This window comes from Acinetobacter sp. 1125_18A, from assembly GCF_052824985.1.
The window spans coordinates 74,340-101,240 of the sequence record NZ_VTDG01000006.1; the positions used below are offsets into that span (position 1 = coordinate 74,340).

Below are 26,901 nucleotides of genomic sequence, written 5' to 3' on the forward strand. Positions count from 1 at the left end.
AAAATTTGAAAATTACTTTGATTAATTCTTAAATTTTCTAAATAATGAATTACGCATAAAAATTCTTTATGGATGGAAATATTATGAATCTCGCTGCTTTTGAAGCCTTTGTCAAAGTTATGGAAACAGGTTCGATTTCTATGGCAGCAGAACATCTGTTTATTACTCAGCCAGCTGTCACCAAACGCATACATAGCTTAGAAGAATATTTCGGCGTCAAACTTTTTGAGTCCGCAGGTCGTGGTGTTCAAGCCACACATGCAGCACATTCATTATTACCTAAAGTAAAAAACTGGTTAAATGAATTGGGAGATATCCACCATACCCTAAGTCATGAACAAGGCGAAGTTCGAGGAAAACTTAAGATTGGAACCAGTCACCATATTGGCTTACACCATTTACCACAACATTTAAAAAAATATGTGCAGCATTTTCCTGAAGTCAAACTAGATGTACATTTTGTGGACTCTGAACAAGCGCATGAACAAGTGCTTGCTGGGGATTTAGAACTGGCATTTTTAACTCTTCCGCCACAAGGTGATGAGCGTTTGCGTTATATCACGATTTGGAATGATCCTTTGGTATTCGTGGTTGCACCCTTTCATCCTTTGGCACAAAAAAAGAACCTTAAACTTGAAGATCTGATCGAATACCCAAGCTTATTGCCAGCAGCACAGACTTATACCAGTCAAATTACCTTGGCAGAGTTTGAAAAGAAAGGTTTAAAGCCAAAAATTACCATGAGCAATAATCCGCTTGAATCTATTCGGATGTTGGTTTCCATTGGTTTAGGCTGGTCTGTTTTACCTAAAACCTTGTTAAATCAAGACTTACAACAACTTGATATTCGTTTTGAAATGAACCGCCAATTGGGTATGGTTTGGCATCCTGGACGTACCCAGTCTAGAGCTGTACAGGAATTGATTGAAATGATGAAATAATCTCTGCAATAAAAATCCCTTATCTTGTTACTCAAAATAAGGGATTTACATATTACACAGGAATGATCATACTCATCTTTCCCCCTCATTCCCTTATAAAATCTTCATTGCACAATTTTTTTACTTTACCGAGTCTTCATGTAGAGACTCGTTTAACTGATCAACCACTAATGCCCATTCACCATCAGATTTAATTTTTTCAGCAAGAAACTGACGTTGTCCCTCACTCCAATAAGATGCGTCTGTAATTAGAGTATCTGCATCCAACTGGTGATTTTCAATAAAACTTTGAATTGCTTCTTCGCTAGAATCCAAGCCGAGTTGTTCAAATAAATTGGTCATTCTTGGACGTGTCTGGCTCATTATATAATCTCCGTCAGTTTTAAAAGTGCTCAAATCAACATAGCATTTTTACACTATAAATGAAGTACAAAATCTTCATTTATAAAAATATTTACAAAACTTCTCATTTTTGACAGAACAATCAAACCATAAAAAAGCAGTGATCAACACTGCTTTAAATCACAATAATCAGCCCAGCTCAAATCGACCAATCTTGGATATCCCAACCCTGTTCTTTTGCAAGATGCTCAAGACGATCATCAGGATTTACCGCAATCGCATGGTCAGCATATTCCAATAAAAAACGGTCATTAATAGAATCTGAATAAGCCCATGATTCAGTGACAGTACGACCATCAAGCCATTGATCCAAACGTGCCAATTTACCTTTTTGGTAACATGGAATATTGGTCACTTTCCCGGTGTACTTCCCATCTTTTATTTCAGCATTGGTGGCAATAATTTCGCTGATACCAAATTCACGGAAAATAGGTGCAGTAATAAAATCCGAGGTTGCCGTAATACCAACCAACGCATGTCCTAAATCTTTATGTTTTTGAATCGCGGCAAAACCAGCTGGACGCATTTGTGGACGGATCACTTTTTGCATAAACAACTGATGTAACTCAGTTAAATAATCATTATCGTGTTGAGTAAGAAACTCAAAGACAAATTCATTATAAGCAATTGGATCAAGCTTGCCTGCTTTATAGTCTTCATAAAACTGATCATTCATCGCACGATGTCGGACTGGATCGACCAAGCCTTCATTGACTAAGAACTCTCCCCAAGAATGGTCAGAATCTGTATTTAATAAGGTGTGATCTAAGTCAAACAGCGCCAATTCCATGAAAATACTCGTTTAAACTGAAATTTAAGAAAAAAATTGTAAATCTATCACCGCTAGTCGATAGAAATTCGTTAAGATCATAGCAATTTTAAAACATTATTACTTTGACTTTATCGAGTTGGACAAAAGAGTGTATGTCCCCATATATAAAGTCAAATGAAATTAACAAATTTTAGGTAGCCAAATGATCGACTCAGAAGGTTTCCGACCCAACGTCGGGATCATTTTGGCAAACGATATTGGACAAGTTTTATGGGCAAAACGCATTGGACACAATGCTTGGCAATTTCCTCAAGGAGGCATCCAGTTTGGAGAGACTCCTGAGCAAGCTCTATTTAGAGAACTACGAGAAGAAGTTGGGCTCCTACCCGAACATGTCCAAATTATTGCCCAGACAGATGACTGGTTGCATTATCGTTTGCCGCTTCGATACATTCGCTCGGATTCCGATCCGATTTGTATTGGACAAAAGCAAAAATGGTTTTTACTGAAACTCACAGCTTCAACGAAACATATTCAGTTGAATCTCTCTGACCCGCCGGAGTTTGATCAATGGCAATGGGTTAGTTACTGGTACCCGCTTGGACAAGTGGTGAATTTTAAACGAGATGTTTATCGTAAAGCGATGATGGAGTTATGTATGCGAATGCCGCAATATACAGCTGAAATTTCTTCAAAATATGAATGATTTTTCAAGGTAGTACTGTTATAAATAATACTGATGAAGTCGCTTTAAAACATAGCTTAAATTAGGAGCATACATCCATGTCGAACATGCAACTGGACACATTAAGACGTATTGTACAAGAGATCAATGCGTCAGTCAGTTTGCATGATTCTTTGGAAATCATGGTCAATCAAGTTTCCGAAGCCATGCATGTTGATGTTTGCTCTATTTACCTTTTAGATGAACGTAACCAACGTTATGTACTCATGGCAACCAAAGGCTTAAACCAAGAATCTGTAGGGACAGTTTCCTTACAACTTGGCGAGGGTTTGGTTGGTTTAGTAGGTCAACGTGAAGAGATTGTCAACTTAGACAATGCGTTTAAACATGAACGGTTTGCCTACTTCCCTGAAACAGGGGAAGAGATCTATAACTCGTTCCTTGGTGTTCCAGTCATGTATCGCCGCAAAGTGATGGGCGTGATGGTGGTTCAAAACACCGAACCTCAAGATTTTAGCGAGGCAGCAGAATCATTTCTGGTGACCTTATGTGCTCAACTCTCTGGGGTAATTGCTCATGCACATGCAGTGGGTAATATTGATGTTTTCCGTAAACCCAGCAATTCATCTAATTACAAGACCTTCCAAGGTTCATCTGGTGCCGGTGGTATTGCACTTGGTCGTGCCATCATCCTTTACCCTCCGGCAGATTTAGCTTCAGTCCCAGACCGTGATGCGGATGATATCAGTGAAGAACTTAAGCTTTTAGATCAAGCCATTGCGTCTGTACGCAATGAAATTCAATCGCTTGATGACAAAATGCAAGATTCACTCATGGCGGAGGAACGTGCTTTATTTAGCGTGTTCTTACGTATGTTGGATGAAAATGCGCTACCTGCTGAAATTAAAGAAATCATTCGAGATGGGAGCTGGGCGCAAGGTGCAGTTAAAAATGTGATTGAACGCCATGTTGCGCTTTTTGCACAAATGGAAGATGACTATTTACGTGAACGTGTCTCTGATTTAAAAGACTTGGGACGCCGGATCCTCGCAGCATTACAAGAAGGTGATACCAGCCATAAAGAGATCACCTCTGAAAGTATTTTAATTGGAGATGAGATTAGTACGGCTGCTTTGGTTGAGCTTCCTGTAGATAAAATCGCCGCGATTGTAACCTCTGAAGGGGCTGCCAATTCACACATGGTGATTGTCGCCCGTGCACTCGGTATTCCAACTGTCGTGGGTGTTACTGAGCTGCCGGTAAATACACTTGATGATGTTGAGATGATTGTCGATGCTTATCAAGGTCGGGTTTTTGTCAATCCACCACGTCGTTTACGTACACGTTATAAAGAAATCCAAAAAGAAGAAGAACAAATTGCCAAAGATTTAAAACAATACGAAACCAAAGATGCCATTACCCCTGATGGTGTTGCAGTAAAGCTGTATGTCAATACCGGTCTAATGATTGATGTGGTACGTGGAGTTCAACGTGGTGCAAAAGGTGTAGGACTTTATCGTTCTGAAATTCCATTTATGCTGCGTGAACGTTTCCCGGGCGAAGAAGAACAGCGTGCGATTTATCGTCAACAGCTTAGTCACTTTGCCAACAAACCTGTGGTGATGCGTACACTTGATATTGGTGCGGATAAAGACCTGCCATATTTCCAAATTGAAGAAGAAAACTCAGCTTTAGGATGGCGTGGCATTCGTTTTACTCTCGATCACCCTGAAATTTTTTCTTCACAAATTCGAGCAATGTTAAAAGCCAGTATCGGCTTAAACAATCTGCATATTTTATTGCCAATGGTCACCAGTGTCAGTGAAGTAGAAGAAGCACTTTACTTACTAGAACGAGACTGGATTGCGGTTCAGGAAGAAGAGCAAGTTAACTTCGCCAAACCAAAAATCGGAATTATGGTTGAAGTACCGAGTGTACTTTTACAAATTGGTGAATTTGCTGAATTGGTCGATTTCTTCTCAGTCGGTTCAAATGACTTGATTCAATATTTATTGGCAGTTGATCGTAATAATCCACGTGTATCCAGTGTTTATTCACACTTCCACCCTTCTGTACTTCGCGCTTTAACACGTTTGGTTCAAGAATGTCATAAGTATGAAAAACCGATCAGTATTTGTGGAGAAATGGCAGGCGACCCACTCTCAGCTATCTTACTTATGGCAATGGGATTCAATACATTATCGATGAGTTCAAGTAATATTCTGCGAGTGCGTAAAGCAATTTGTCATGTATCAATGACAGATGCACAAAAGCTATTAGAAGAAGTGATTGCGATGAATAACCCACTCATGGTCAAGAGCTGGATGGAGTATTACTTTAAACATCATGGTTTGGCTGATATGGTGAAATCGAATCGTCTAGTCAATATTTAATTGTTTATTTTTATTAGATTTTTATAATTATTCAAGCAAAAATTGCAGTCCACAAAAAAGGCCGATAATCATCAGAATATCGACCTTTTTTGTGTTTATCATAACCACGTTTTGCATTCTTTTTACGATCTACAAACACTTGGCTTTTGTTGACTTCATGCATGTGTTTGGCCACAAAGTTGTGAATCACAACCTCTGGCGTTGCTTTTTTCTTTGCCATTTTCTTTACCTATTTTGCTGTATACCACCTAATCAGTGGGAATCTGATATTACGCTTTTTTGTGTAGAATACAAGTATTTGTATTGATCAAGTTTGTCACTATTTCCTATTGCACTCTTTTTACCTATTGCATCAAGGCAAATTTTCAGATTTATCTCAAATTGATTTTAATCATCAGAAGATCATCTTTAATTTAATTAAAATTTTACAAATCAGATTGAAAACTTCATGTAATTCATGAGTATTGTTATCTATAGTATTTAAAGAAATTTGAATATAAATATGCTCAATAAAATATAGGGTAATGAATTAGAACTGGAGGATCATGTGTTCAATCAAAAGAAATTATCGAGTTTTCTACTATTATTGGTTATTCCTACACTTGGTTTAATCGCATGTAGTAAACCAGAGAAAGCGGAAGTCATAACAACTGAATCAAGTGCGAGTTCTGTACCATCTAAAACCGTGAAAACTGAATCTACAGAGAACACTTTTGATCTCTCCAAGATTCCAATTTCAAATATTACACTCGGTCAGTTTCCATATATTTCTTTGCCAAATGGCTATCAGTTTCACGAAGCAACAACCGTAAGTTTTGAGAAAATACCATTTTGGACAGGTCAACATATCGAAAATGTTGAAGGTCAATTGTATAGTGCAGCCATTCAACAAAATGAAAATTATAAAGAAGGAAGTTTTTTAGAATTGCAACGTAATTTGGAAAATGTAATCCAGCAATTGGGTGGCAAACAAATTACACAGAGTAAAATTCCTCAACAAGAATTAGAAAAGATCCCACAAAAATTCCAAGTCGATTATGTTGCAGGATTGGGAGATGTTTTTAATAACCCGACACAGACCTTTGTGATACGTCAAGCGAATAAAAATATTTGGTTCCAATTGACACAGACAGGGAATGGACATGCTGGCCTATTCGTCGCGGAAACTAAACCTGTTGAAATTACAGCTAAAGCATTAAGTCAAAACCAACTCAAAACAGCTTTGGATAAGGACAATAAAGTCAATATTGAGGTTAACTTTGCCACGGATCAAGCGAATATTTTGCCTGACTCTCACCCCCAAATTGAACAAGTCATTCAACTGCTAAAAAACAACCCTGAACTCAAATTGAGTATTAATGGTCATACAGATAATTCAGGTGATACCAAACATAATCAAACGCTTTCAGAACAACGTGCAAATGCTGTTGTTAAGGCTTTAACCAATAATACAGGAATTCAAAAAAGCCGTTTAACAGCCAAAGGCTTGGGAGATACACACCCTATTGCGGATAATTCAACTGAAGACGGTAAAGCTTTAAATCGTAGAGTTGAGCTGATTAAATCTAATTAATTCGGTGAAATGCTGAGTTCAATGAACAAAGAAAACCCATTATAAATAAATGGGTTTTCTTTTAAAAATAGCTTATTCACTACATACACGATGTACACAGTAAAACTCTATCTAGCAATCGTTTTACATCCACAGCTTGCACATATAACATTCCAGCCACTCGTCCATAAAACACACTATAAGGTGTTTTAATAAAAGCATCCGCAACAAAATCAGGTGCATGTTATTTCAGTAAAATAATCTCTGCCAAGATGACCTAGTGACGGACTAAGCGACGTACCATAAATTGCAATGCATCCGCTTGTAATCTACTGTTGATTCTTCCATTCACAAACAAATTTTTATTAAAAGATAAAAACTGCGATAACAACAACTTATTTGCTGAAATAAAAGTTCAATTACAAAAACTTTCAATAAAATACAAAAATATTAAATATTTTCAACAATATAAATTTGCCAAATTTTAAAAATGCATATATATTGTATATACATTTTTGATTATCACCTTTGGGGATAAATACGTCATGGCTGAATTACCCAAAAAGACAAAGGTGAATAAAAAAGATGGGCAACTCTTAATTCGCATTAACAGTGCTGAGCGTGACCAGTTTTTACAACTCTGTGAAACGATGGATACCAGTGCAGCACGTGAGTTAAGAAAATTTATCCGTAGTTTTATCAAAAAACATCAGCCAACGGATACTCAAACTAAGGAGTAACATGATGTCTAAGCAAGTTAAATCTTTAAAGCAGAAAATCAAAGCACGTTTGGAAAAAATCTCCAAACACGAAGGTAAATTGAAAAAGCTCAAAAAAAAGCTTAAAAAACAAAAGTAATTTCGATTACACATCCCAAGCTTGAACTTTGATAAAAGTGGCTTAAAAAAGCGGCATTATTTATATAATGCCGCTTTTTACGTTTTCGAAGGGATTAAGCTAAAGCTCTATCTAACAAACGTTTTACATCCACAGTTTGTGCATCTAACATTCCGACCACGCGTCCATAAAACGCACTATAACGTGTTGCAATAAAAGCATCCGCAACAAAATCTGGTGCATGTTGTTTCAGTAAGATAGCTTGTGCCAAGACGACCAAGCGACTGACTAAGCTACGTGCCATAAATTGCAATTCATCTGTTTGTAAGCCACTAAATAATTTAAATAAAGCTTGTAATTCATCTTGTAAAATTGAATCTTGAGCTGCAACTTGTGCAAATGATTTAAATAAGACTTCAATTGATTCACGGTCACGTTGGATTGCACGTAATACATCCAAACACATCACATTACCAGAACCTTCCCAAATAGTATTTACAGGGGCTTCTTTAAAAATACGTGCCATGATTCCTGTATCGACATAACCATTGCCACCGAAGACTTCCATCATCTCACCCGTCAACTCCACAGTACGCTTACACACCCAGAACTTTGCTGCTGGTGTCATGATTCGTCTCCATGCCAGAGATAATTCATCATCACTCTCATAGCAATGCGCAAGATGAAAACTCAATTGCATGGCTGCTTCTGTTTCCAAGGCTAAATCCGCCAATACCGCTTGCATCAACGGTTGTTCCGCCAAATGTTTACCAAAGGCCTTACGCTGACGGGTATAGGCAATACATTGCACCAAAGCCTGACGTAACATCGCACTTGAACCGACTGAACAGGTCAAACGTGTATAGTTTGCCATTTCAATAATCGTGGGAATCCCGCGCCCAGCTTCACCGATCATAATGCCCCAAGCATTTTTAAATTCAACTTCTGAGCTTGAATTACTGCGATTACCCACTTTATCTTTGAGTCGCTGCACTTGAACTGGATTCTTTGTCCCATCTTCCAGCCAACGCGGTACAAAAAAGCAGGCCAATCCAACTTGTTCAGTTTTTGCCACGACTAAATGTGCATCACACATCGGGGCGGAAAAGAACCATTTATGCCCTGTCAGTAAATATGCTTGCCCACGTCCTGACTCAGCTACAGGAACAGCCCGTGTTTCATTGGCGCGCACATCTGACCCACCCTGCTTTTCCGTCATCCCCATACCCAGCCAAATTGATTTTTTCTGAGAAATCGGAATGTCACGCTCATCATATTCAGTCGATAAGAGCTTTTCACCAACTTTTGCCCACAATTCAGGTTCATTTTGAATTAAGGAAATACTGCCTAGCGTCATAGAATTAGGGCATAGATTGCCACACTCGACTTGTCCACTCAGGAAAAAGCGAGCCGCCCAATCGACCCATTTTGAACTTGATTGTGGATGATTAAATGGATGTGCATGTGTGTCAAATTGTCGATTTAGCCGCATCCATTTATGCCATGCAGGATGAAACTCTAAAAAATCTTTACGGCGACCACGAGCATCAAAACTATGTAATTCAGGAGTATGTCGATTGGCCAAATCGGCATATTCATAATATTCAGTAGAACCCGCAATCTTTGAAAACTCAGTTAGGCGTTGCTGATCCTGACTGCCATAACGTTGCAAAATTTCTTGTAAAACTTGATCTGTAGTCAATAAATTATAATTTTGCAGTTCGTCAAACTGATTGCTGATTTCATGTGTTTGCCAATTCTCTGCTGTGTTCATCCTGAATTCCTGTCTTGTTGTTTTAACCAATTGCATTCAGTATAGAAGAAAATACCTTCAAGGATGTTCGGATTATTTTTATGGCTTTACCTGCAATCAATGTGCGTCGTAAACCACGCCAATCAAGGGCACGTATCACCCAAGAAGCGTTGATGGAAAGCTTTGTTCGGCTTTTACATGAACATCCTGCCAATAAAATTACTATTCGTGAAATTACCGATCTTGCTGGTGTGGGTTTAGGGACGTTTTATGAGTATTTTTCTAAAAAGGAAGATTTGATTGCTTTAACCATTCACCAACATGTAAAAAGCAATGCAGAAGTCTTAAAAAGTTATGCACAAAGCGTGTATGACTTATCCACAAAATCAGATTTTCAAAGCTATTTACAGCAAATCATTCATTTTCAACTTGAGCAAATTCAAGCACAACAATTTTTATGGGCCCAGTCTTTCTTGTTAGAACGACAGGTTTCCAGTATTGAAACATATCAAAAAAGTTATGCCATGATGGTAGAGATGTGGCAAAACATGCTGAAACCTTTTATTCAGGATGATGAACAACTCAAACAGATGAGTCTAAATGTACAACGAATTTGCTATGGTTTTGTCTCGCAGACATTGTTGATCGAGCCTGAGTTTAAGGATTGGAAAGTTTTGGAGGCGGATATGGTTCAAATCATAAACAGCGTTATATGTATTAAAAAACAGATTTTCTAAAATTGAATACTATCAATTTTCGTTTAGCAAAATATTTTCAAATGGGTGAAGACAAGCTGAATGTTTCCAAGTCCATTTTCACTAAAAAACACTATCTATTGATTTTTATTTATTTTGTATTTTAAACCATCATTGTTATCGTAAATAAAAGCTGAATTAATGTTTTTCTATCAGTACACAGAGCTCTGCCCTATTAATCGTCAAAACAAATCAATAATAATATTTTTATCAATTTCACAAATATAAAAAATCACTCTAAAGTAAAGTTATCGCTTTAAAACATTGCTTGCTCTTCCTTGATCAACAATATTTTTAAAGCAGATAAAGACCGGTAAGTTGTTTCTAAAAATAAATGACAAATCATTTATTTTTAGATCAATTAGATTTAACAATTGTTCACTATATTGGTTTTTCAATTACGGTTAATGTCATGTAATAGCGAATATTCTTTATCTATTCCATCTATTCAAAAATGAATACATGATTAATTAAAAATGGAGAAATAGAATGAGCCAAGACTCAAAAAAATGTCCTGTAACCCATCTGACAACGGCTTTTGGTGCACCTGTTGTAGACAACCAAAATAGTTTAACGGCAGGCGCACGTGGTCCTCTACTGGCACAAGATTTATGGTTAAACGAGAAACTGGCCAACTTTGTACGCGAAGTTATTCCTGAGCGCAGAATGCATGCAAAAGGTTCAGGTGCTTTTGGTACATTTACCGTAACTCACGATATTACTCAGTACACACGCGCTAAAATATTCTCACAAATTGGCAAACAAACAGAAATGTTTGCACGCTTCACTACTGTAGCTGGTGAACGTGGTGCAGCAGATGCAGAACGTGATATTCGTGGTTTTGCACTCAAGTTCTATACCGAAGAAGGTAACTGGGATCTCGTTGGCAATAACACACCCGTCTTTTTCATGCGTGATCCACGTAAATTCCCAGATTTAAATAAAGCCGTAAAACGCGACCCTAAAACCAATCTACGTAGTGCAACCAACAACTGGGATTTTTGGACATTATTACCTGAAGCTTTGCATCAGGTGACGATTGTAATGTCTGATCGTGGTATTCCAAAAAGCTTCCGCCATATGCATGGTTTTGGTAGTCATACGTACAGCTTTATCAATGCAAACAATGAACGTTTTTGGGTCAAATTTCATTTCCGCACCCAACAAGGCATTGAAAATTTAACCGATGCTGAAGCAGAAGCGGTTGTTGCTAAAGATCGCGAAAGTAATCAACGTGATTTATTTGATTCGATTGAAAATGGTAACTTCCCAAAATGGAAGCTCCAAATTCAAGTGATGCCTGAAACAGATGCAGAGAAAGTCCCTTATCATCCATTTGACCTTACCAAAGTTTGGCCTCATGCAGATTATCCACTGATTGATGTGGGTGAGTTTGAGCTAAATAAAAATCCTGAAAACTTCTTCCTTGATGTAGAGCAATCGGCTTTCGCACCAAGTAACTTAGTTCCAGGTATCAGTGTTTCACCTGACCGTATGTTGCAAGCGCGATTATTTAACTATGCCGATGCTCAACGCTACCGTTTGGGTGTGAATTATCAACAAATTCCTGTCAATGCTGCACGTTGCCCTGTTCATTCTAATCACCGTGATGGTCAAGGCCGTGTCGATGCAAACTATGGCGGTTTACCACACTATGAACCGAATAGTTTTAGCCAATGGCAGGAACAAGCTCAGTTTAAAGAACCACCATTAAAAATCAGTGGCGATGCAGATTATTGGGATTTCCGCCAAGATGATTCGGATTATTTCAGCCAACCACGCGCTTTATTCAATTTAATGAATGATACGCAAAAACAAGCACTGTTTGATAATACGGCGGGTGCGATGGGTGATGCACTTGATTTTATTAAGTATCGTCATATCCGTAACTGTTATGCATGTGACCCAGCGTATGGTGAAGGCGTGGCAAAAGCCTTGGGCTTAACTGTTGCAGATGCACAAGCTGCACGCGATAGCGATCCTGGTAAAGGTCATCCTGGTTTTCAATAAGCCTAGCTCAATAAAAGTCATTCAATAGAAACCGCCTTCGGGCGGTTTTTTATTTTGTATAAATGCACTATATTGAAGAAACTCCCAATCGCGAGTAAAGCCATGCAACAGAAAATTGAAGCGATAATTCAACAACATGACATCATTTTATTTGATGAAATCTGTGTGTTATGTAATGGCTGGGCAAAGTTTTTAATCAAATATGATACACAGGCACAATTTAAATTAACTTCAGTACAATCACCTTTAGGGCAAGACATCTTAAGACATTACCAAATGCCCACTGAGCAATTTGAGAGCATGTTGGTGATTAAAAATGGGCAAGCCTATAGTGAATCCACTGCGTTTTTAAAAGTGATTGAAAGCTTAGGACGGCCTTTTTCATGTTTAAAAATGGGTTATGGGATACCCAAATTTATCCGAGATTTTCTATACCGCCGAGTCGCTTTAAATCGCTATCGTTTATTTGGTACAACTAAACAGTGTTTACTGCCTTCATCTGAAAATAAAAAACATTTCTTGGAACATAGCATTGATGCAAAATTCTAAAGCACTTCAGAATGCCCTATTGACCATTCATATTTCACTGGCTGTATTATGGTTTTATCAAGGGCTCATCCCTAAAATCATATATAAAGTCATCGAAGAGCAACAATTTTGGCAATTTACAGGGATTCAATTGTTGCCCATTCCTAGACTTATTGAACTCTCAGGATTTGGAGAAATAATATTTGGTGGATTATTTCTTATTTTTAGACAATCAAAGCTTCTGCATTATTTAAATATCATCGCGATGCTGTTGTTTTTACTGGTTGTCGCGATCGTTTATCCACACTATTTTGCGCAGGGTTTTAATCCTTTCATCATGAATACCGCAATGGCTGCACTGTCTATTGTCGCAATTCAACTTCTCAATGCTCAAAAAGCCGAATAAACTTACATTCGCACATTTGTACCAAACTGCTCTTTCCATCCTTTGGTTTCAGTGGCAATTTGCTTGGCAAGTTTGCTTTTCACTTCTTGAATTAAGCGCGCCCGTTCCTGTCCATGCACAAATCGACCTTTATAATCACTTTGCATGGTTTGAATATATTCACTCAGTGCACGTTGTTGTTGCTTGGTTTTTGGAGCGGTATGCAAAAATTGAAGGTATTCCTCATCTGGGTTTGTGCTAAGCGGATCACCCAAAATATCTTCAACATATAGTACAGCACTGACTAATTTCACTTTACCCTTTGCATCCACAGTATAGGTTTGTTTACGCACACCATAAGGATAGGTCCAGAGTCCCTGCCGATCACCCGAAGCCCAGTAGCTATAAAAAATAATATTGTTTTCTTTGATCTCATAATCACCCAATTCAATCTGGAGAATACTACAGTCACCCGTGGTTGAATAAATTGTATGCGTGAGCAACTTTTGATTATTTCGATATAATTCAATATCTTTACGTAAAGAATCAGCTTCTTCTTCATTCATCACTGTTTTCAACTCAAAATTATTTTGATTAATTTGTATATTTTGAGTCTCAGCAAAAGCTGTACTAGATAATGCCAGTAACATCAATAAAGTTTGGATTATTTTCATTATTCATCTCCCTTGATTTTTCAATCAGGAATCAACACTATTTTTTAGTTTGGGTAAATACACCCTAATCCTGACACAGCTTTTCCAAAACTGGAAGTATTTCACCAGCCTGACTAAAAGGTTGTGTTTGACGATAATGCTCGACCTTTTTAACCAGTTTATAGTTTTTATCGTCCTGACTTTTAAACTGCTCAAGTCGTGTAAATGTCCGATCCTTACACAGTACTTGATAATAATTAATCATGTATTGCCTTTTTGGGTTCACACTTTTAACCCAAGCTTGAATAAGTTGATTACCATCAGATATTGTGGTGATACTTTCAAAAAATTGATTATTTGAATTTTGATGAATTAATTTCCATTCATCACCCGTTTCCAAATCATATTTTTCATTGAGAGGTTTAATACTCTCTGTATCATCTGCTGCTGGACTATCTTCGGCTGTTGCCATAGTCATCTGATCTCCATCAGCACAAGGCGCATCTGAAACACAATCCACCTTAGCCGCTTGAGTTAGGTCTATAGATTTTGCAGCGACTGAAGTCATCACCAAACAAAACAACAAAGTACTGGATAAGATTTTTATCATTTTTAGTGTGTTCAATTTTTTAGCGCTCTCAATTTTTATGGCTCAATAAGGGTCCACTACACCACCAATTTACGGCCTTCACGAATACAGTAGAATGGATTAATCATTTTTGATGAATTCTTCATAGCCTTTTGTAAATCCTGCTCAGGCTGTTCCCGCGCTTCATCCGTCAATTGGAAAGTACGGTAATGAATTGCCAAAGAACGCTTGGCTTGTAAATCTAAATGCGCCTGAAAAGCATCTTGTGGATTCATGTGCATATATTTCATTAGCGCTCTTGGTTCATACGCACCGATTGGCAATAACGCAATTCGCGGTGAACCTAAACGTTTTTGAATTTCTTTAAAATGCGGTGAATACCCCGTATCGCCAGCAAAGAAGAAATGACCATGTTGCGATACCACAGAAAAACCGCCCCACAATGCAATATTCTGATCACGTAAACCACGACCCGAACCATGCTGTGCTGGGGTATAAATAATTTTTAAGTTTTTAAACAATGCAGATTGCCACCAGTCCATCTCAATCACATGGAACTCTTTAGGCAAGTAACAGGCATTGCCCAAACCTGTATAGATTGGCATGGCAAACTTGTTGTGTAGCCATCTTAAAGAGGCTAAATCCATATGGTCATAGTGATTATGACTGAGTAAAACTGCATGAATCTCTGGCAATTGCTCTAAAGCAATTCCAGCAGGAATCACACGTTTTGGTCCACGCCCATGTTTTGGACTGACATAGTCGGCCCAAACAGGATCAGTTAAAAAGTTATAGGGACCAATTTGAACCAGTACAGTCGCATGGCTCACAAACCAGATTTGCCAATCATGCTCATCGGCATCTGGTCGATTCTGAGGTAATACGCGTTTTGCCGCATAGAATTCTGATGATTCTTTTTGAGTATCCACATTCCAAGTATATGATTTTCGGGTACCCAGCCATTTCATCAAATCCCAACGGCTACGCCCTTGTGGTTTACGTACTTCATTAAAGAATCGTTCACCATTGTGTTGATTTGAACCAATCACACTAAATACAGGTTTATACCATGTATGTGACAGACAATTTTCAGTATCAATTCGATAATGCAATTGTTGAACTTGCTGAGATGGAACAGTCTTATTTTGCATTGTGTTGTCTTGTACCGTTGTATCTTCAAGACGGACCATTGGCTCTTGTTTCGACATGATTACTCTAAACGCCCTTTCATTCTTTCAAGCCATACTTGCTGTGTTTGTGGCTTCACGAATAATGCCACGATTTCGGGATGAATACTTTTAATCTTTGCTTCAATTCTGTTCACACAGGCTTCGATATCATCTGAAGTTAAACTATCTTTAAACTCTAGACTTAAAGAAGCAATCACTTGATGTGCACCCATTTGTTCAGTCAGTACGCCATTTGCTGAATACACGGCAGGATCTTCCTGAGCAATTTTCAATACATTATGACGCAGTTTTGGATCTGCTGTTTCACCCATCAACAACCCTTTGGTTTCCCTTGCCAAAAGCAGGGCTGAGATGGCTAAGACAACACCAATCAGTACCGAAGCCACACCATCTAAAACGGGTAAATTAAACTGCTGAGCACAAAATATTCCCAGCAATGCAATGATTAAACCAATTAAAGCTGCTGAGTCTTCAAATAAAACAGTAAAGGTTGTCGGATCTTTACTGCGACGAAAGGCTTCAAAATATCCCATTTGACCTTTGGTCTTTTTAAATGTTTTCAACGCAATAAACCATGAAGTGCCTTCACAAAGCAGCGCAAACCCGAGTACCACATAATTGACCAATGGGGATTGTATAACTTCTGGATGACGAATATGTTGAATACCCTGATAAATTGAAACCACAGCACCTAAAGCAAAAACCAACAATGCGACAATAAAGGCCCAGAAATATAACTCTCTTCCATAACCAAAGGGGTGATGATAATTTGCAGGCTGTTGTGATTTTTTTAAACCATACAGCAATAAGATTTCATTTAAAGTGTCTACGACAGAATGGACTGCCTCACTAAGCATCGCCGAACTATTTGTAATATAAGCGGCAACAAACTTAACCAGAGCAATGGCTAAATTGCCCAAAAGTGCTGCATATACAACAATTTTGTTGGAATCTGACATTTATTGTCCTGTTTTTTTATCATCAAATACATCAATTTGATTTTTATATCTGTCCTGCTTCATATTAGCGAAACTATCTGTGATTTTTCTTTATTTTTTGTTGCTTTTCACAATTGAGTGAATCTTTTATGGAACCCAATTTAACCAATATTCTAAATACTCCGTCGCAGTCTCATCCACAATTATTAAAAATTTGGGAAGCTTCTGTACGTGCGACTCATGACTTTTTAAACGAACAGCATATCTTACAAATTAAAACGCTCATCATTCAGCATCATTATTTTGATCATGTGCAGTTGTTTCATGTGGAACGTGAAGGGCAAATCGTTGGGTTTATGGGATTGGCTTATCAAAAGATTGAAATGTTATTTATTGACCCTAAATTTTTTGATCAAGGCATTGGTTCCATGCTCATTCAAAAAGCCCTTGAGTTAGGTGCGCATGAGGTAGATGTCAACGAACAAAATATTCGTGCTTTGGAGTTTTATAAGAAACATAACTTCCAACAAATTGCGCGTTCGGAACTTGATGCTGAAGGTAATCCATTTCCAATTTTGCATTTGAAACTAAAGAAGCCATCCGTCTAAACGTTTTGAGATAAAGTGATATCAAAAACATCAGCATGAACACCCTCATCAACTTTAGAATCCATAAATACCAAACCGACTTTACCCTATCTCCAAGTCGGTTTTTGTAATTCTCAGCATGATCATGTTTATCAGACAGATTGAAACAACTTAAACCAGTGCAATCAACCACTTTTCAAATGTTCGTTCATATAAATCTGGTTCTCTATAGATTGATGACGAGATACTTCAATTAAAACATCGATATCAATTTTTCCATTCCTGAAAGTACGCTTATGACAAGTAAGGGCCGTAGATCAATTGATGTAACTTTGTACAGTTGATTGCTTCTAGACTAGAGCTTAGAGAAATATTTTTTGTTTTAATTAAGATATTTTATCAATTATTCGCTATGTTATTTTCTATATTAAAATAACAATGATTTTAAAAAGTTCATTTATTTTCTAAATACTATAATCGTCTTCACCTGACAGTTGTTTATAGATTATACTCTTTGAAAATCTTAGTAAGACATTTTTTGGATTATTCTTTGGACGCGTTATATGGAATTACGACATCTGAGATACTTCATTACTGTGGCTGAAGAACTCAACTTTAGCAAAGCAGCATTGAGACTTTATACAGCACAACCCTCACTCAGCCAACAGATCAAAGATCTTGAAGAAGATGTCGGTGTTCGGCTGTTAAATCGGACCAAGCGTAAAGTTGAACTTACTGAAGAAGGTGCTGTTTTTCTAGAGCAAGCACGCTTAACTTTAACACAAGCCGATAAGGCTGTTGCTATGGCAAGACAGGTCTCCAAAGCCAGACAGCTATTGTTAAGGATTGGGTTTGTACCCGTGGCTGAAATAAAGATTTTCCCTTATGTCTTACCAAATTTAAGGGTACAAAATCCTGAGCTAAAAATTGAGTTATTAAGCTTAAATAACCTTGAACAAATGCGTGCATTGAAAAAGGGTGAGCTAGATATCAGTTTTAGCAGGCACAATTTTCATAATGATGAAATCGAAAGTAAATTTGTGCTCCGTGAGCCGTTAATTTTTGTTTTACCCAAAGATCATCCTTTAGCCAAGTATGAACGTATCCCTGTTAAAGCGCTCAATGGGATCGATTTTATTATTCCTGCTGAAGAACAATCCACGACTTTGCACAACACCATTTTAGAGTTTGCCAAACATAATCATATTGAATTGAATATCGTCCAAAAAGCTGACAATATTTCATTGAATATTAATTCAGTTGGGGCGGGCTTAGGCTGTACAATTTTGCCAAGCTATATTGCGCCATTAATCAACAGTAACACCGTCATTCGACCTTTAGATATTGAGCTTCCCTATCTAGACTTGTATGTAAGTTATCGAAAAAGTGCTGGCTCTGTTGCGATACAAAAATTCATTGAACTATTAACCAAAGTATTTTATCTGGATATCAATCGTTTAGAGCAAAAATAAGACCGCTGCGACAAGACATAGAGCGTAGGCTTATTTTTTAATATGACGACTTAAACCAATAGAACTTAATGCTCATTTTCTTTGCTCAAATATCCATCAATCTTTAACTCAGGCGGTGTTCATCATGTTAGGACGTGCATTTCACCAACTTCGATCAGGCATTCAGTCTCGCCCATATTTCTTTATTAGTTTTCTCCTCACAGCAGTTGTGTATATGGGGATGTCTTTGAGCACAGACTGGCAGTGGTCAACCAATTTGTTATTCAGCTGGAATATTGCCACCCTGGTCTATTTAATCCTGACCATGAAAATGCTTTGGGCAACCAATCAAGCGCATATTTTAAAGCGTGCTCAGCAGCAGGATGCCAGCAAATGGATCATTTTGCTGTTGGTTGTGCTCTCACTCATCATGTGTTTTATTGCCATTATTATTGAATTGGCACATTTGCCCGATGTGACTGGAGTTAAAGCAGGACATATCGCCTTAGCAATTTTTACCATCATTTTTGCATGGTTATTTATGCATACTATCTTTGCTATTCACTATGCACATGACTTTTATTTGGCAGTGGAAAATCATCAAGATGGTGGATTGGACTTTCCAAAAACACCTAAACCAACCTACCCTGAGTTTTTATATTTTAGTTATGTCATTGGTACTTCTGCACAAACAGCAGATGTATCGATTACATCTCGTTCGATGCGCGTTTTAAATATTCTCCATATCCTTTTGGCGTATGGATTTAACACCACAATTTTGGCGATCTGTATTAATGTTGCCGCAGGTTTTATTTAACTGAAGTAAAAATAGAGGGGTTAACACCAAAAGCCAATCTCCAAAGCTTTTTTATCATTTTTCTGCGCTTGAATGTGACTAAAAAACCTCAATGCAAACCCAGCACGAGATCATGCTAAGTTTGCATCGTCTTGATGATTTAGTCGCTAAAAAGTGCTTGATTATTTCTTAAGTTTTTTCGGCTTTTGATTGAATTAAGATATTTTTCAATTGCAGGATGGCTTTCAATCTCTGCCATCTTCAATTGCCAAAATAACATGGAACCAACAAACACATCGGCTACCGTAAATTGCTCACCACATAGATATGGTTGAGCCTGCTCCAAGCCCTGAATTAAAGCCGTATAGGTGTCCTGAAAGTTTCCATAGCCAATATGCATTTTTTGCTCGTCGGTAATCTCAACTTTTAATGCGCGATCCGTCGTGGCTGCATCCCACGGTCCAGCAGCAAAGAATAACCAACGGAAATACAAGCCACGTTTTGGATCATCCAATGCTGGTGCAAGTCCTTGATCAAAAAACTTATCTGCCAAATAGGCGCAAATTGCAGGCATTTCGTAAATCACCACATCGCCATCGACTAAGGTGGGTACTTTGCCAAATGGGTTAATCTTTAGATAAGATTCCGACTTCATTTCAGTGTGATAAGCCAACTCAATTTTTTCAAATTCAGCACCCAGTTCAATCAGTAGCCATTCAATAACAAGACCTCTAGACTGCGCGTTGCTATATAGTTTTAAGCCCATTTTTCCATTCCTTTATAGTGGTGTATTGAATATAAAGGGCGGCTGTGTCAGTTTTTGTCAGGAGCTTTTGAGCATGGATTTTTTTTGCAGCTCTTTTTGCCACCATGCCTGAAAAAGATGGCGCTTAAACTCTGGGTAAATGATTTCGGTCACAGTTAATTTTTGAATCCGATCTAAACGAAAATTTCGAAAATCCTCACGTAATTCACACCATGCAGCCAACAACATTTTGTCATTGAAATACCCTAAGACAAAAGGCCAAAGCATACGGCTAGAGATATTTTGTTTTTCATCTAAATAATGCACTTCAATCTTGACCTGATAACGAATAGCTAGACGCACTTGTTCGACAATTTTTTCATCAACCACAAGCCAATGGTTGATAGACCGAAGCATGGTTTCATCAATCAGTTCTTGTTTATTCTTGGGCAATACCGCATTGAGTTTGGCCAAAACTGAATGTGCAGCATTTTTCAATGCTGGATCCGGCACTGACCTTAACCAATGCAATGCCAAAAACACTGCTTCGACTTCCGTTTCATCCAAACTCATCGGAGGCAGTAAAAAGTTTTCTTTCAGCTGAAATCCTAAGCCCGCACTGCCCTCAATATTGACACCTTGGTCACGTAAACTTTCAATATCCCGATAAACACTTCGGACACTAATTTCCAAATGTTCTGCTAAGCATTGCGCGGTAATGGGATAACGCTGTTCACGTAAAAGTTGTAATAAAGTGAGTAATCGAATAGAACGGCTCATGGTCAATTTTCTTATTATATCTCTTTGGTTTTATCTAAGTTTACGCTGAGGGCAATCTGCAAACAGCGTAAAAACAGCATCTAAGCAACTTCACTGGCCTTAAGCTGTTGAGTTAAAAACTGATGTAAATGATCGACGTTATCCGCGATCGTCAGCGGATTAAAACGCTGTAATACATCAATCGCATGCACCCCATAACTCACCCCAACACGTGGCATGGCAATATTCTGTGCCATTTCTAAGTCATAAGATGTATCGCCCACCATAATGGCTTGCTCCGCCGAAATTCCAGTGTAATCTAAAATTTCAGCCAACATCAATGGATCTGGCTTGGATTTGGTTTCGCTCGCTGCACGGGTGATCTCAAATAAATCCTGACTCTGGGTCTGAGCTAAAACACGATCTAAACCACGACGGCTTTTCCCTGTTGCAACTGCCAATTTGATATTTTGATTTTTTAAATCATGCAACATTTCAGAGACACCAGCGAACCACAAATCATCTTTGGAATGCTCAACATAATGATCGCCATAGCATTTCAAAATTTCAGTGTGTAACTCAGGGACTTGTGGAAATAACACTTGAGCAACTTCAGGTAAACCTAAACCAATAATACTTTTCGCAGCATCAGCTGTTAACGGTTGGTCAAAGGTTTTTGCAGCAACCAATAAACTCGCCACAATTTGCCCAACTGAATCAAATAAAGTGCCATCCCAATCAAAAATGATAAGTTCTACAGGTTTTTGCATGAATTATTTCCAATATTTGCTCAGTTTATGCATGACTAATATTTAGATCTTATGCACTTTACATGACAAGCTAACGCATTTTTAAACACAAAGGGAACTTTTCATAAAACAAGTTCCCTTTGTGTAAAAGATAAAGTGAGCAGCAAGATCGAATTAATCTTTCTTTTGTGCTCTTAATTGTGCAACCAAGCTTTGCATATCTTCGGGTAAAGGCGCTTCGATCACAGGATAACCAGGAATTTCAAGTCGCATTGCATGTAGGCTCAATCGACGAGCTTTTGGTCCACGATACTCTGTTTCATGACCATACTTATCATCGCCCACCAAAGGATGACCAATACTTAAACCATGCACACGAATTTGATGGGTACGACCTGACAGTGGAGAAGCATAGACCAGTGTCGCATGCATAAAGCGCTCGGCAACTTTCCATTGTGTCTTAGATTCTTTACCTTCTTCTGAGACACGTACACGACGTTCACCATTGGACAGTTCATAGCGCAATAAAGGTTGATTAATCAACTGTTGATCTAAACTCACTTGACCTTTAACAATCGCAGCATAGGTTTTTTTAATTTTATGCTCACGCAACATATCTTGTAGCACCTTCAATGTGCTGCGTTTTTTACTCACCATCACCAGACCCGAAGTATCGCGGTCAATACGATGAATCAACTCCAAATATTTTTTACCAGTTGCCGCGCGTAAGCCTTCAATTAAGCCATATGCCACACCGCTTCCACCATGTACGGCAATTCCAGACGGCTTATTGACCACCAATAAACCTTCGTCCTCATACACCACACGGCTGAGTAAGCTTTGTGCAACCTTATCGGATACAGGTGCATCAGTTTCGTCTTTTTGCTCAAAGCGAATAGGTGCAACACGGATTTGATCGCCAATCGCTAGCTTAGTTTCTGCTTTTATACGCTTCTTATTGACGCGCACTTGACCTTCACGAATTAAACGATAAATACGGCTTTTCGGCACACCTTTCAGGCGAGTAAATAAGAAATTATCGATGCGCTGGCCTTCTTGATGCTCGTCTACTTCAAACCAAGTTACATTTTGCCATTGTTGCGTAGAATTCATACAGTTAGGTGATCCAATAAAAAACTAAAATTTGATTAAAAACTGATCATTTAGACTATGCTTTTCATACAAAATAAGCATATAGCCCATAGGCAGATGATTCAAGGTTTGCTATAGTCAGCGCACGGATACCACCGTAAGTGAAATTTAGTGCCACCCTTTTTTAAAAATGAAAGCGTGACACAAACGATAAAATTCACGACAGATGCGGAAAGGTCCCAAAAGAATATGCCGACGCCGAAGGCTTTTATTATATCGGCAAAAAGACAAACTGTTGCGTTTAATTGTACTTAAAGTACAGAAATCAGTTTGTTTAAAAATATATGTCGCCAACCCAGACGTTGGTTTTTAAACATAAACTGATACACATCAGGCAAGTCGCTGTAGAGTGTTATTCAGGACATAAGTGTTTGAGGCATTGGAACTGCACAATTTGTAAAGGTACGATGATAATTCCGTATCAAGACGCTCTCACAAAAGTTGAGATGCTCTTCGAGCAATGTGATAGTGAAAGACGAATCAAATCAGTCATCCAATGCACCACTTAAGTGCCAGTGAAGAGCTCAAAACTTTAATCGTGCAAAGATTAAAGAAGTATTGCAGCATCAATACAGGCATCAAACCCAACCTTGCTCAAAACAAGTGGGTAAATTACTCAGATCATATTGGATGTATCCGTGGTTTGAGCATTGATCCAATATTTTAGATGTTCGCTTCACTTAAAAAAGATAGCGAGTTGTTGGTGTGAATCACTATTAGGTGTTACACCCATGAAACGTATGTTGATTAATGCAACACATGCCGAAGAAGTTCGCGTTGCACTCATCACTGGTCACCGTCTTTACGATTTCGATTTAGAAAACCGTACACGTGAACAAAAGAAAGCCAATATCTATAAAGGCCATGTCACTCGCGTAGAGCCTTCTTTAGAAGCTGTATTTGTAGAGTATGGTGCGGGTCGTCAAGGTTTCTTGTCGATGCGCGAAATTGCCAATACCTACTACAAGGCAGACCCTCGCCAAACATCAAATATTCGTGAACTCATCACTGAAGGCACTGAACTTTTGGTTCAAGTTGAAAAAGAAGAGCGTGGCAACAAAGGCGCTGCACTTTCAACTTATATTTCCCTTGCTGGTCGCTATTTAGTCTTGATGCCGAACAACCCGAAAGGTGGTGGTATTAGTCGTCAAATTTCGGGTTCAGTTCGTGAAGAACTTAAAGAAATGTTGGCGTCATTAAATACCCCACGTGGTATGAGCGTAATCGTTCGTACAGCAGGGATTGGCCGTTCACAAGAAGAACTGCAACTTGATCTTCAACATTTGTTAGACCTGTGGGCACAAATCCAAGGTACAGCAAACTCTGGTCCATCACCAATGCTTGTTCATCAAGAAGCTGGTGTGGTGACGCGTGCTATCCGTGACTATTTACGTGATGATGTTGCAGAAATTTTAATTGACTCAGAGCAAGCCTATAACGAAGCCTATAACTTTGTTAAAGCGGTAATGCCAAATCAATTGGATAAGTTAAAAACCTATACGTTAAATGAACCGTTATTTGCGCATTTTGGTATTGAAAGTCAAATTCAAACAGCTTATGAACGTGAAGTTAAACTTCCTTCAGGCGGTTCAATTGTAATCGACCAAACTGAAGCACTGGTTTCAATCGACATCAACTCGGCGAAATCAACACGCGGACATGATGTAGAAGAAACTGCACTCAGCACCAACTTAGAAGCAGCTGAAGAAATTGCTCGCCAATTACGTTTACGTGATATTGGTGGTTTGGTGGTGATCGACTTTATCGATATGACCAAAGAACGCAACCAACGTATGGTTGAAGCGAAACTTCGTGAAGCGACGCAAAGTGATCGTGCCCGTATCCAGTTCGGTCAATTGTCACGTTTTGGTTTAATGGAAATGAGCCGTCAACGCTTACGCCCATCTCTTGAAGAAGCTACAGGTTATGTATGCCCTCGCTGTCATGGCACAGGTATGGTACGTGATCTACGTTCTCTTTCTCTTTCAATTATGCGTAAAGTTGAAGAGATTGCATTACGTGAACGTCAAGGTGAAGTTCAAGTTGAAGTGCCTGTTGAGATTGCAGCATTCTTATTGAATGAAAAGCGTCACAGTCTGGTTTACTTAGAACAAACGTCAAATGTGCGTGTTACTGTACTGCCACATCCACATTTAGAAACGCCACATTACGAAATCTCATATAACCCAGAAGGTTTTGCGCCAACTAGCTATGAACGTACTGAAGCTACCCGTTCAAGCGAAAAAGAATTGGGCTATGAGTCATCTGAATGGCATTTGGAAGAAGAGCAAACGCAACACAATGCTGCGCCAGCTCAAGCACAAAACAATAAGCAAAACAGAAAGCAACAACCTGCTCAAGCTCAAAAAGCTCAGCAAGCGGTTCAAGCACAAGTTGCTCAACCTGCTTCTAGCCCATGTGCTTGGTTAGAAAATCTGTTTGTACAAAAACAAGCAGCAACTGTTGACCAATCACGTACTGCAAACAATGCCGCTGCAGCCATTGAACAAATGATTAACGGTGGTGCTGTAAGCCGTGGTCAATTTGGCCAAGTAAATAGCAATAGCGCGCCAGCTGCAATTGAAGCTCAAGTTATTGCTGAAACCAATGCTTATCTTTCACATGCACCTGTTCAAAAACAAGAACCGCGTGAATATGAAAAACAGGGTGAGAAAGAAGAACGAGCTCCGCGTAACAACAACAATAAAAACAAAAATCGCAACAAGCACAAAGAGTCACGTGAACAAAACACTGATCAACATCAAGTGATTGAAGAAGTGGTTCAGGTGCCTCGTCAAGAGCAACGCCAAGAACAGCGTCAGGAACAACGTGATCAACGTCGTCAGCAAAAGCAGCCACGTCAACAGCATGATCAAAATGCTGAAACGAATCATGCTGAACAAGCTGTTCCACGTCGTGATCGTAACCATCAGCAACGTCCAAACCGCCCAAATCGTCATCGCGATAGCAGCGTGTTTAATGATGAGCAACAACAAGCGCCAAACAACAATGCGCCTGTAGAGCATAATCAACCTCAAGAGAAACAACCTAAGGTTGAACTCATTGACACCCCGAAGCATGCAGCACTTGAAACAGCTTTAGTGGTTAACCTTGATCAAGCTCAAAGTGAAATTGTGGCATTAAACCCGCAACAAGTTGCTGCGCCAGCAAGCAACAAGCCGAAGCGTCATGATCGCAATGAAAAAGCTGAAACTGTTGCTAAAGCACCTCGCGTAGACGCTCAACCAGCTACTGCACCGGCTGTAGAAAGCCAGGCTGTAACTACTGAAGCAAAAACACCTGCAGCAGCAGAGGTTCAAGCAGAACAGCCTGTGCAACGTGCCAGCAATGACCCGCGCCAAAAACGCCGTCAACAACGTGACGCTGCTCAAGCAAAAGCGGCAGCGCCTAAAATCGCACCATCTCAAGTACCGACATTAAATCAGTACACAGTGGGAACTTTGATTCGTCATGTCTATGGTGATGACTGTGCGGTATTGATTGAACAGTTTGGATTAATTCCAACATTCAATCGCGCGTTAGTTAAATTCACTGAAGAATATTCAGCGACCTTAACTGTGGTAGAAAAGACCGATGTACAAAGCAAGCAGCCTGTAACACGTGATGTTGCTATCTCTAAAGCAGCACCAGAAGCACAACCTGCTGATGTTTTAGACTTAACGCCACCGAAGCCTGAGAATGATCGCCGTGTAGCGAATGATCCTCGTGAACGTCGTCGTTTAGCAAAACAAGCGGCTGTACAAGCAAAGCAAGAGCATCAAGCTGAACTTGAGCAACAACCAGAAGAAGTGAAAACTGAGATTCAAGCAAGTCCAGTTGAAGCCGCACCTGTGGTTACTCAGGCAGAAGAAGTGCAAGCTGAAACACCTGTAGAAACGGCAGTTGAAATAGCGCCTGTGGAAGTTCAAGTGGTTAAAGCAGCTCCTGCTAAGTCAGTTGAGAAAGCAGTTGTTGCAACTGAAAAGGCGAAAAAGCCACAACAATCGCTTGCTTTAGATACGACTGCTGAAGCTGGTGTAGATGAAGATGCACAAAAGGCAGACAATGTGGCAACAGATGAAAAACCTGCCCGCCCTCGTCGCCCTCGTGGCCGCCCGCCAAAAAAAGCAACACCGCCAGCGGATGAGTAATTTTTAAAAATTTGCTTAAAATGTAGCGATTAAAGAGAACCTAGTCATTTCGATGGCTAGGTTTTTTTGCTATTTTGAAGAGATTATCAGGACATTTGTCAGATTAGGTTGATTGCACTAGTCTTATA

At 39.0% G+C, this 26,901-nt stretch carries 25 protein-coding genes; 13 read left to right on the forward strand and 12 right to left on the reverse strand.

Going from position 1 to position 26,901, the window contains the following annotated elements; translation table 11 throughout:
* Positions 1-83 precede the first annotated feature (83 nt).
* The gene (locus tag FY049_RS12235) at positions 84-941 is read left to right on the forward strand and encodes a LysR family transcriptional regulator (RefSeq protein ID WP_004718104.1); all 858 of its coding nucleotides are present in this window, start codon (positions 84-86) and stop codon (positions 939-941) included.
* A 120-nt stretch (positions 942-1,061) separates the two neighbouring features.
* Here the strand turns inward: FY049_RS12235 and FY049_RS12240 are convergent, their stop codons facing one another.
* Complete coding sequence (locus tag FY049_RS12240) at positions 1,062-1,304, reverse strand: DUF2789 domain-containing protein (protein WP_004718105.1); 243 nt, start codon at positions 1,302-1,304, stop codon at positions 1,062-1,064.
* Between the two features lie 178 nt (positions 1,305-1,482).
* Complete coding sequence (locus FY049_RS12245) at positions 1,483-2,133, reverse strand: HAD family hydrolase (RefSeq protein ID WP_096732890.1); 651 nt, start codon at positions 2,131-2,133, stop codon at positions 1,483-1,485.
* Positions 2,134-2,317: 184 nt separating this feature from the next.
* Between FY049_RS12245 and FY049_RS12250 the strand changes: the two genes are divergently transcribed.
* Positions 2,318-2,821 (forward strand): RNA pyrophosphohydrolase, encoded by a 504-nt coding sequence (locus FY049_RS12250; RefSeq protein ID WP_004718109.1) that lies wholly within the window; start codon positions 2,318-2,320, stop codon positions 2,819-2,821.
* A 77-nt stretch (positions 2,822-2,898) separates the two neighbouring features.
* On the forward strand, positions 2,899-5,193 hold the full coding sequence (ptsP, locus tag FY049_RS12255; protein WP_004718112.1) for a phosphoenolpyruvate--protein phosphotransferase: 2,295 nt from the start codon (positions 2,899-2,901) through the stop codon (positions 5,191-5,193).
* A 31-nt stretch (positions 5,194-5,224) separates the two neighbouring features.
* Here the strand turns inward: ptsP and FY049_RS12260 are convergent, their stop codons facing one another.
* Positions 5,225-5,413, reverse strand: coding sequence for a DUF7230 family protein (locus tag FY049_RS12260; protein WP_151957446.1), 189 nt, complete (start codon positions 5,411-5,413; stop codon positions 5,225-5,227).
* A 327-nt stretch (positions 5,414-5,740) separates the two neighbouring features.
* Here FY049_RS12260 and FY049_RS12265 point away from each other — a divergent pair, with 327 nt between their 5' ends.
* On the forward strand, positions 5,741-6,766 hold the full coding sequence (locus FY049_RS12265) for an OmpA family protein (protein WP_446083772.1): 1,026 nt from the start codon (positions 5,741-5,743) through the stop codon (positions 6,764-6,766).
* A 524-nt stretch (positions 6,767-7,290) separates the two neighbouring features.
* The gene (locus FY049_RS12270; RefSeq protein ID WP_004718119.1) at positions 7,291-7,485 is read left to right on the forward strand and encodes a hypothetical protein; all 195 of its coding nucleotides are present in this window, start codon (positions 7,291-7,293) and stop codon (positions 7,483-7,485) included.
* A gap of 212 nt (positions 7,486-7,697) precedes the next feature.
* On the opposite strand, the gene FY049_RS12275 is transcribed toward FY049_RS12270, so the two are convergent.
* The gene (locus tag FY049_RS12275) at positions 7,698-9,356 is read right to left on the reverse strand and encodes an acyl-CoA dehydrogenase family protein (RefSeq protein WP_446083773.1); all 1,659 of its coding nucleotides are present in this window, start codon (positions 9,354-9,356) and stop codon (positions 7,698-7,700) included.
* An 80-nt stretch (positions 9,357-9,436) separates the two neighbouring features.
* Here FY049_RS12275 and FY049_RS12280 point away from each other — a divergent pair, with 80 nt between their 5' ends.
* From FY049_RS12280 to FY049_RS12295, 4 genes are all read left to right on the forward strand, one after another.
* Positions 9,437-10,072 carry a TetR/AcrR family transcriptional regulator gene (locus FY049_RS12280; RefSeq protein WP_034611615.1) on the forward strand — a complete coding sequence of 212 codons (636 nt, stop codon included), beginning with the start codon at positions 9,437-9,439 and terminating at the stop codon, positions 10,070-10,072.
* A gap of 507 nt (positions 10,073-10,579) precedes the next feature.
* Complete coding sequence (locus tag FY049_RS12285; RefSeq protein WP_004718136.1) at positions 10,580-12,100, forward strand: catalase; 1,521 nt, start codon at positions 10,580-10,582, stop codon at positions 12,098-12,100.
* A gap of 102 nt (positions 12,101-12,202) precedes the next feature.
* Positions 12,203-12,649 carry a thiol-disulfide oxidoreductase DCC family protein gene (locus FY049_RS12290; RefSeq protein WP_446083774.1) on the forward strand — a complete coding sequence of 149 codons (447 nt, stop codon included), beginning with the start codon at positions 12,203-12,205 and terminating at the stop codon, positions 12,647-12,649.
* Positions 12,636-13,034 carry a DoxX-like family protein gene (locus FY049_RS12295; RefSeq protein ID WP_105714048.1) on the forward strand — a complete coding sequence of 133 codons (399 nt, stop codon included), beginning with the start codon at positions 12,636-12,638 and terminating at the stop codon, positions 13,032-13,034. Before FY049_RS12290 ends, FY049_RS12295 begins: the two co-directional genes overlap by 14 nt.
* 2 nt (positions 13,035-13,036) lie before the next feature.
* Here the strand turns inward: FY049_RS12295 and FY049_RS12300 are convergent, their stop codons facing one another.
* From FY049_RS12300 to FY049_RS12315, 4 genes are all read right to left on the reverse strand, one after another.
* Positions 13,037-13,687 carry a hypothetical protein gene (locus tag FY049_RS12300; protein ID WP_239046538.1) on the reverse strand — a complete coding sequence of 217 codons (651 nt, stop codon included), beginning with the start codon at positions 13,685-13,687 and terminating at the stop codon, positions 13,037-13,039.
* Between the two features lie 64 nt (positions 13,688-13,751).
* Positions 13,752-14,276 (reverse strand): hypothetical protein, encoded by a 525-nt coding sequence (locus FY049_RS12305; protein WP_446083775.1) that lies wholly within the window; start codon positions 14,274-14,276, stop codon positions 13,752-13,754.
* A 56-nt stretch (positions 14,277-14,332) separates the two neighbouring features.
* On the reverse strand, positions 14,333-15,463 hold the full coding sequence (locus FY049_RS12310) for an MBL fold metallo-hydrolase (RefSeq protein ID WP_081409385.1): 1,131 nt from the start codon (positions 15,461-15,463) through the stop codon (positions 14,333-14,335).
* 2 nt (positions 15,464-15,465) lie between these two features.
* Positions 15,466-16,404, reverse strand: coding sequence for a cation diffusion facilitator family transporter (locus tag FY049_RS12315; protein WP_004818752.1), 939 nt, complete (start codon positions 16,402-16,404; stop codon positions 15,466-15,468).
* A gap of 128 nt (positions 16,405-16,532) precedes the next feature.
* On the opposite strand from FY049_RS12315, the gene FY049_RS12320 reads away from it, so the two are divergent.
* The 3 genes from FY049_RS12320 (at position 16,533) to FY049_RS12330 (ending at position 19,238) form a co-directional block, all read left to right on the forward strand.
* Positions 16,533-16,991, forward strand: coding sequence for a GNAT family N-acetyltransferase (locus tag FY049_RS12320; protein WP_004718150.1), 459 nt, complete (start codon positions 16,533-16,535; stop codon positions 16,989-16,991).
* Positions 16,992-17,533: 542 nt separating this feature from the next.
* Positions 17,534-18,442, forward strand: a complete 909-nt coding sequence (gene hcaR, locus FY049_RS12325; RefSeq protein ID WP_446083776.1) for a DNA-binding transcriptional regulator HcaR — start codon at positions 17,534-17,536, stop codon at positions 18,440-18,442.
* Between the two features lie 124 nt (positions 18,443-18,566).
* Positions 18,567-19,238: a DUF1345 domain-containing protein gene (locus FY049_RS12330; RefSeq protein WP_056516824.1), complete on the forward strand. Its 672-nt coding sequence runs from the start codon at positions 18,567-18,569 to the stop codon at positions 19,236-19,238.
* A gap of 139 nt (positions 19,239-19,377) precedes the next feature.
* Here FY049_RS12330 and FY049_RS12335 read toward each other — a convergent pair whose 3' ends face one another.
* From FY049_RS12335 to FY049_RS12350, 4 genes are all read right to left on the reverse strand, one after another.
* Positions 19,378-19,983, reverse strand: a complete 606-nt coding sequence (locus FY049_RS12335) for a glutathione S-transferase family protein (RefSeq protein ID WP_096732858.1) — start codon at positions 19,981-19,983, stop codon at positions 19,378-19,380.
* Between the two features lie 57 nt (positions 19,984-20,040).
* A complete protein-coding gene (locus FY049_RS12340; protein WP_034611595.1) occupies positions 20,041-20,742 on the reverse strand; it encodes a helix-turn-helix transcriptional regulator in 702 nt (233 codons plus the stop codon).
* A gap of 80 nt (positions 20,743-20,822) precedes the next feature.
* Positions 20,823-21,491, reverse strand: coding sequence for an HAD-IA family hydrolase (locus FY049_RS12345; protein ID WP_004818744.1), 669 nt, complete (start codon positions 21,489-21,491; stop codon positions 20,823-20,825).
* A 153-nt stretch (positions 21,492-21,644) separates the two neighbouring features.
* Positions 21,645-22,583 carry an RluA family pseudouridine synthase gene (locus tag FY049_RS12350; protein ID WP_446083777.1) on the reverse strand — a complete coding sequence of 313 codons (939 nt, stop codon included), beginning with the start codon at positions 22,581-22,583 and terminating at the stop codon, positions 21,645-21,647.
* 770 nt (positions 22,584-23,353) lie between these two features.
* Between FY049_RS12350 and FY049_RS12355 the strand changes: the two genes are divergently transcribed.
* On the forward strand, positions 23,354-26,773 hold the full coding sequence (locus FY049_RS12355) for an Rne/Rng family ribonuclease (protein WP_419338343.1): 3,420 nt from the start codon (positions 23,354-23,356) through the stop codon (positions 26,771-26,773).
* Positions 26,774-26,901: the final 128 nt, after the last annotated feature.

Bases quoted from the DNA above. Each gene is read 5' to 3' on its own strand.
- FY049_RS12235 (WP_004718104.1), top strand. From the start codon at position 84: ATGAATCTCGCTGCTTTTGAAGCCTTTGTCAAAGTTATGGAAACAGGT.
- FY049_RS12240 (WP_004718105.1), bottom strand. From the start codon at position 1,304: ATGAGCCAGACACGTCCAAGAATGACCAATTTATTTGAACAACTCGGC.
- FY049_RS12245 (WP_096732890.1), bottom strand. From the start codon at position 2,133: ATGGAATTGGCGCTGTTTGACTTAGATCACACCTTATTAAATACAGAT.
- FY049_RS12250 (WP_004718109.1), top strand. From the start codon at position 2,318: ATGATCGACTCAGAAGGTTTCCGACCCAACGTCGGGATCATTTTGGCA.
- ptsP (WP_004718112.1), top strand. From the start codon at position 2,899: ATGTCGAACATGCAACTGGACACATTAAGACGTATTGTACAAGAGATC.
- FY049_RS12260 (WP_151957446.1), bottom strand. From the start codon at position 5,413: ATGGCAAAGAAAAAAGCAACGCCAGAGGTTGTGATTCACAACTTTGTG.
- FY049_RS12270 (WP_004718119.1), top strand. From the start codon at position 7,291: ATGGCTGAATTACCCAAAAAGACAAAGGTGAATAAAAAAGATGGGCAA.
- FY049_RS12275 (WP_446083773.1), bottom strand. From the start codon at position 9,356: ATGAACACAGCAGAGAATTGGCAAACACATGAAATCAGCAATCAGTTT.
- FY049_RS12280 (WP_034611615.1), top strand. From the start codon at position 9,437: ATGGCTTTACCTGCAATCAATGTGCGTCGTAAACCACGCCAATCAAGG.
- FY049_RS12285 (WP_004718136.1), top strand. From the start codon at position 10,580: ATGAGCCAAGACTCAAAAAAATGTCCTGTAACCCATCTGACAACGGCT.
- FY049_RS12290 (WP_446083774.1), top strand. From the start codon at position 12,203: ATGCAACAGAAAATTGAAGCGATAATTCAACAACATGACATCATTTTA.
- FY049_RS12295 (WP_105714048.1), top strand. From the start codon at position 12,636: ATGCAAAATTCTAAAGCACTTCAGAATGCCCTATTGACCATTCATATT.
- FY049_RS12300 (WP_239046538.1), bottom strand. From the start codon at position 13,687: ATGAAAATAATCCAAACTTTATTGATGTTACTGGCATTATCTAGTACA.
- FY049_RS12305 (WP_446083775.1), bottom strand. From the start codon at position 14,276: ATGATAAAAATCTTATCCAGTACTTTGTTGTTTTGTTTGGTGATGACT.
- FY049_RS12310 (WP_081409385.1), bottom strand. From the start codon at position 15,463: ATGTCGAAACAAGAGCCAATGGTCCGTCTTGAAGATACAACGGTACAA.
- FY049_RS12315 (WP_004818752.1), bottom strand. From the start codon at position 16,404: ATGTCAGATTCCAACAAAATTGTTGTATATGCAGCACTTTTGGGCAAT.
- FY049_RS12320 (WP_004718150.1), top strand. From the start codon at position 16,533: ATGGAACCCAATTTAACCAATATTCTAAATACTCCGTCGCAGTCTCAT.
- hcaR (WP_446083776.1), top strand. From the start codon at position 17,534: ATGGAATTACGACATCTGAGATACTTCATTACTGTGGCTGAAGAACTC.
- FY049_RS12330 (WP_056516824.1), top strand. From the start codon at position 18,567: ATGTTAGGACGTGCATTTCACCAACTTCGATCAGGCATTCAGTCTCGC.
- FY049_RS12335 (WP_096732858.1), bottom strand. From the start codon at position 19,983: ATGGGCTTAAAACTATATAGCAACGCGCAGTCTAGAGGTCTTGTTATT.
- FY049_RS12340 (WP_034611595.1), bottom strand. From the start codon at position 20,742: ATGAGCCGTTCTATTCGATTACTCACTTTATTACAACTTTTACGTGAA.
- FY049_RS12345 (WP_004818744.1), bottom strand. From the start codon at position 21,491: ATGCAAAAACCTGTAGAACTTATCATTTTTGATTGGGATGGCACTTTA.
- FY049_RS12350 (WP_446083777.1), bottom strand. From the start codon at position 22,583: ATGAATTCTACGCAACAATGGCAAAATGTAACTTGGTTTGAAGTAGAC.
- FY049_RS12355 (WP_419338343.1), top strand. From the start codon at position 23,354: ATGAAACGTATGTTGATTAATGCAACACATGCCGAAGAAGTTCGCGTT.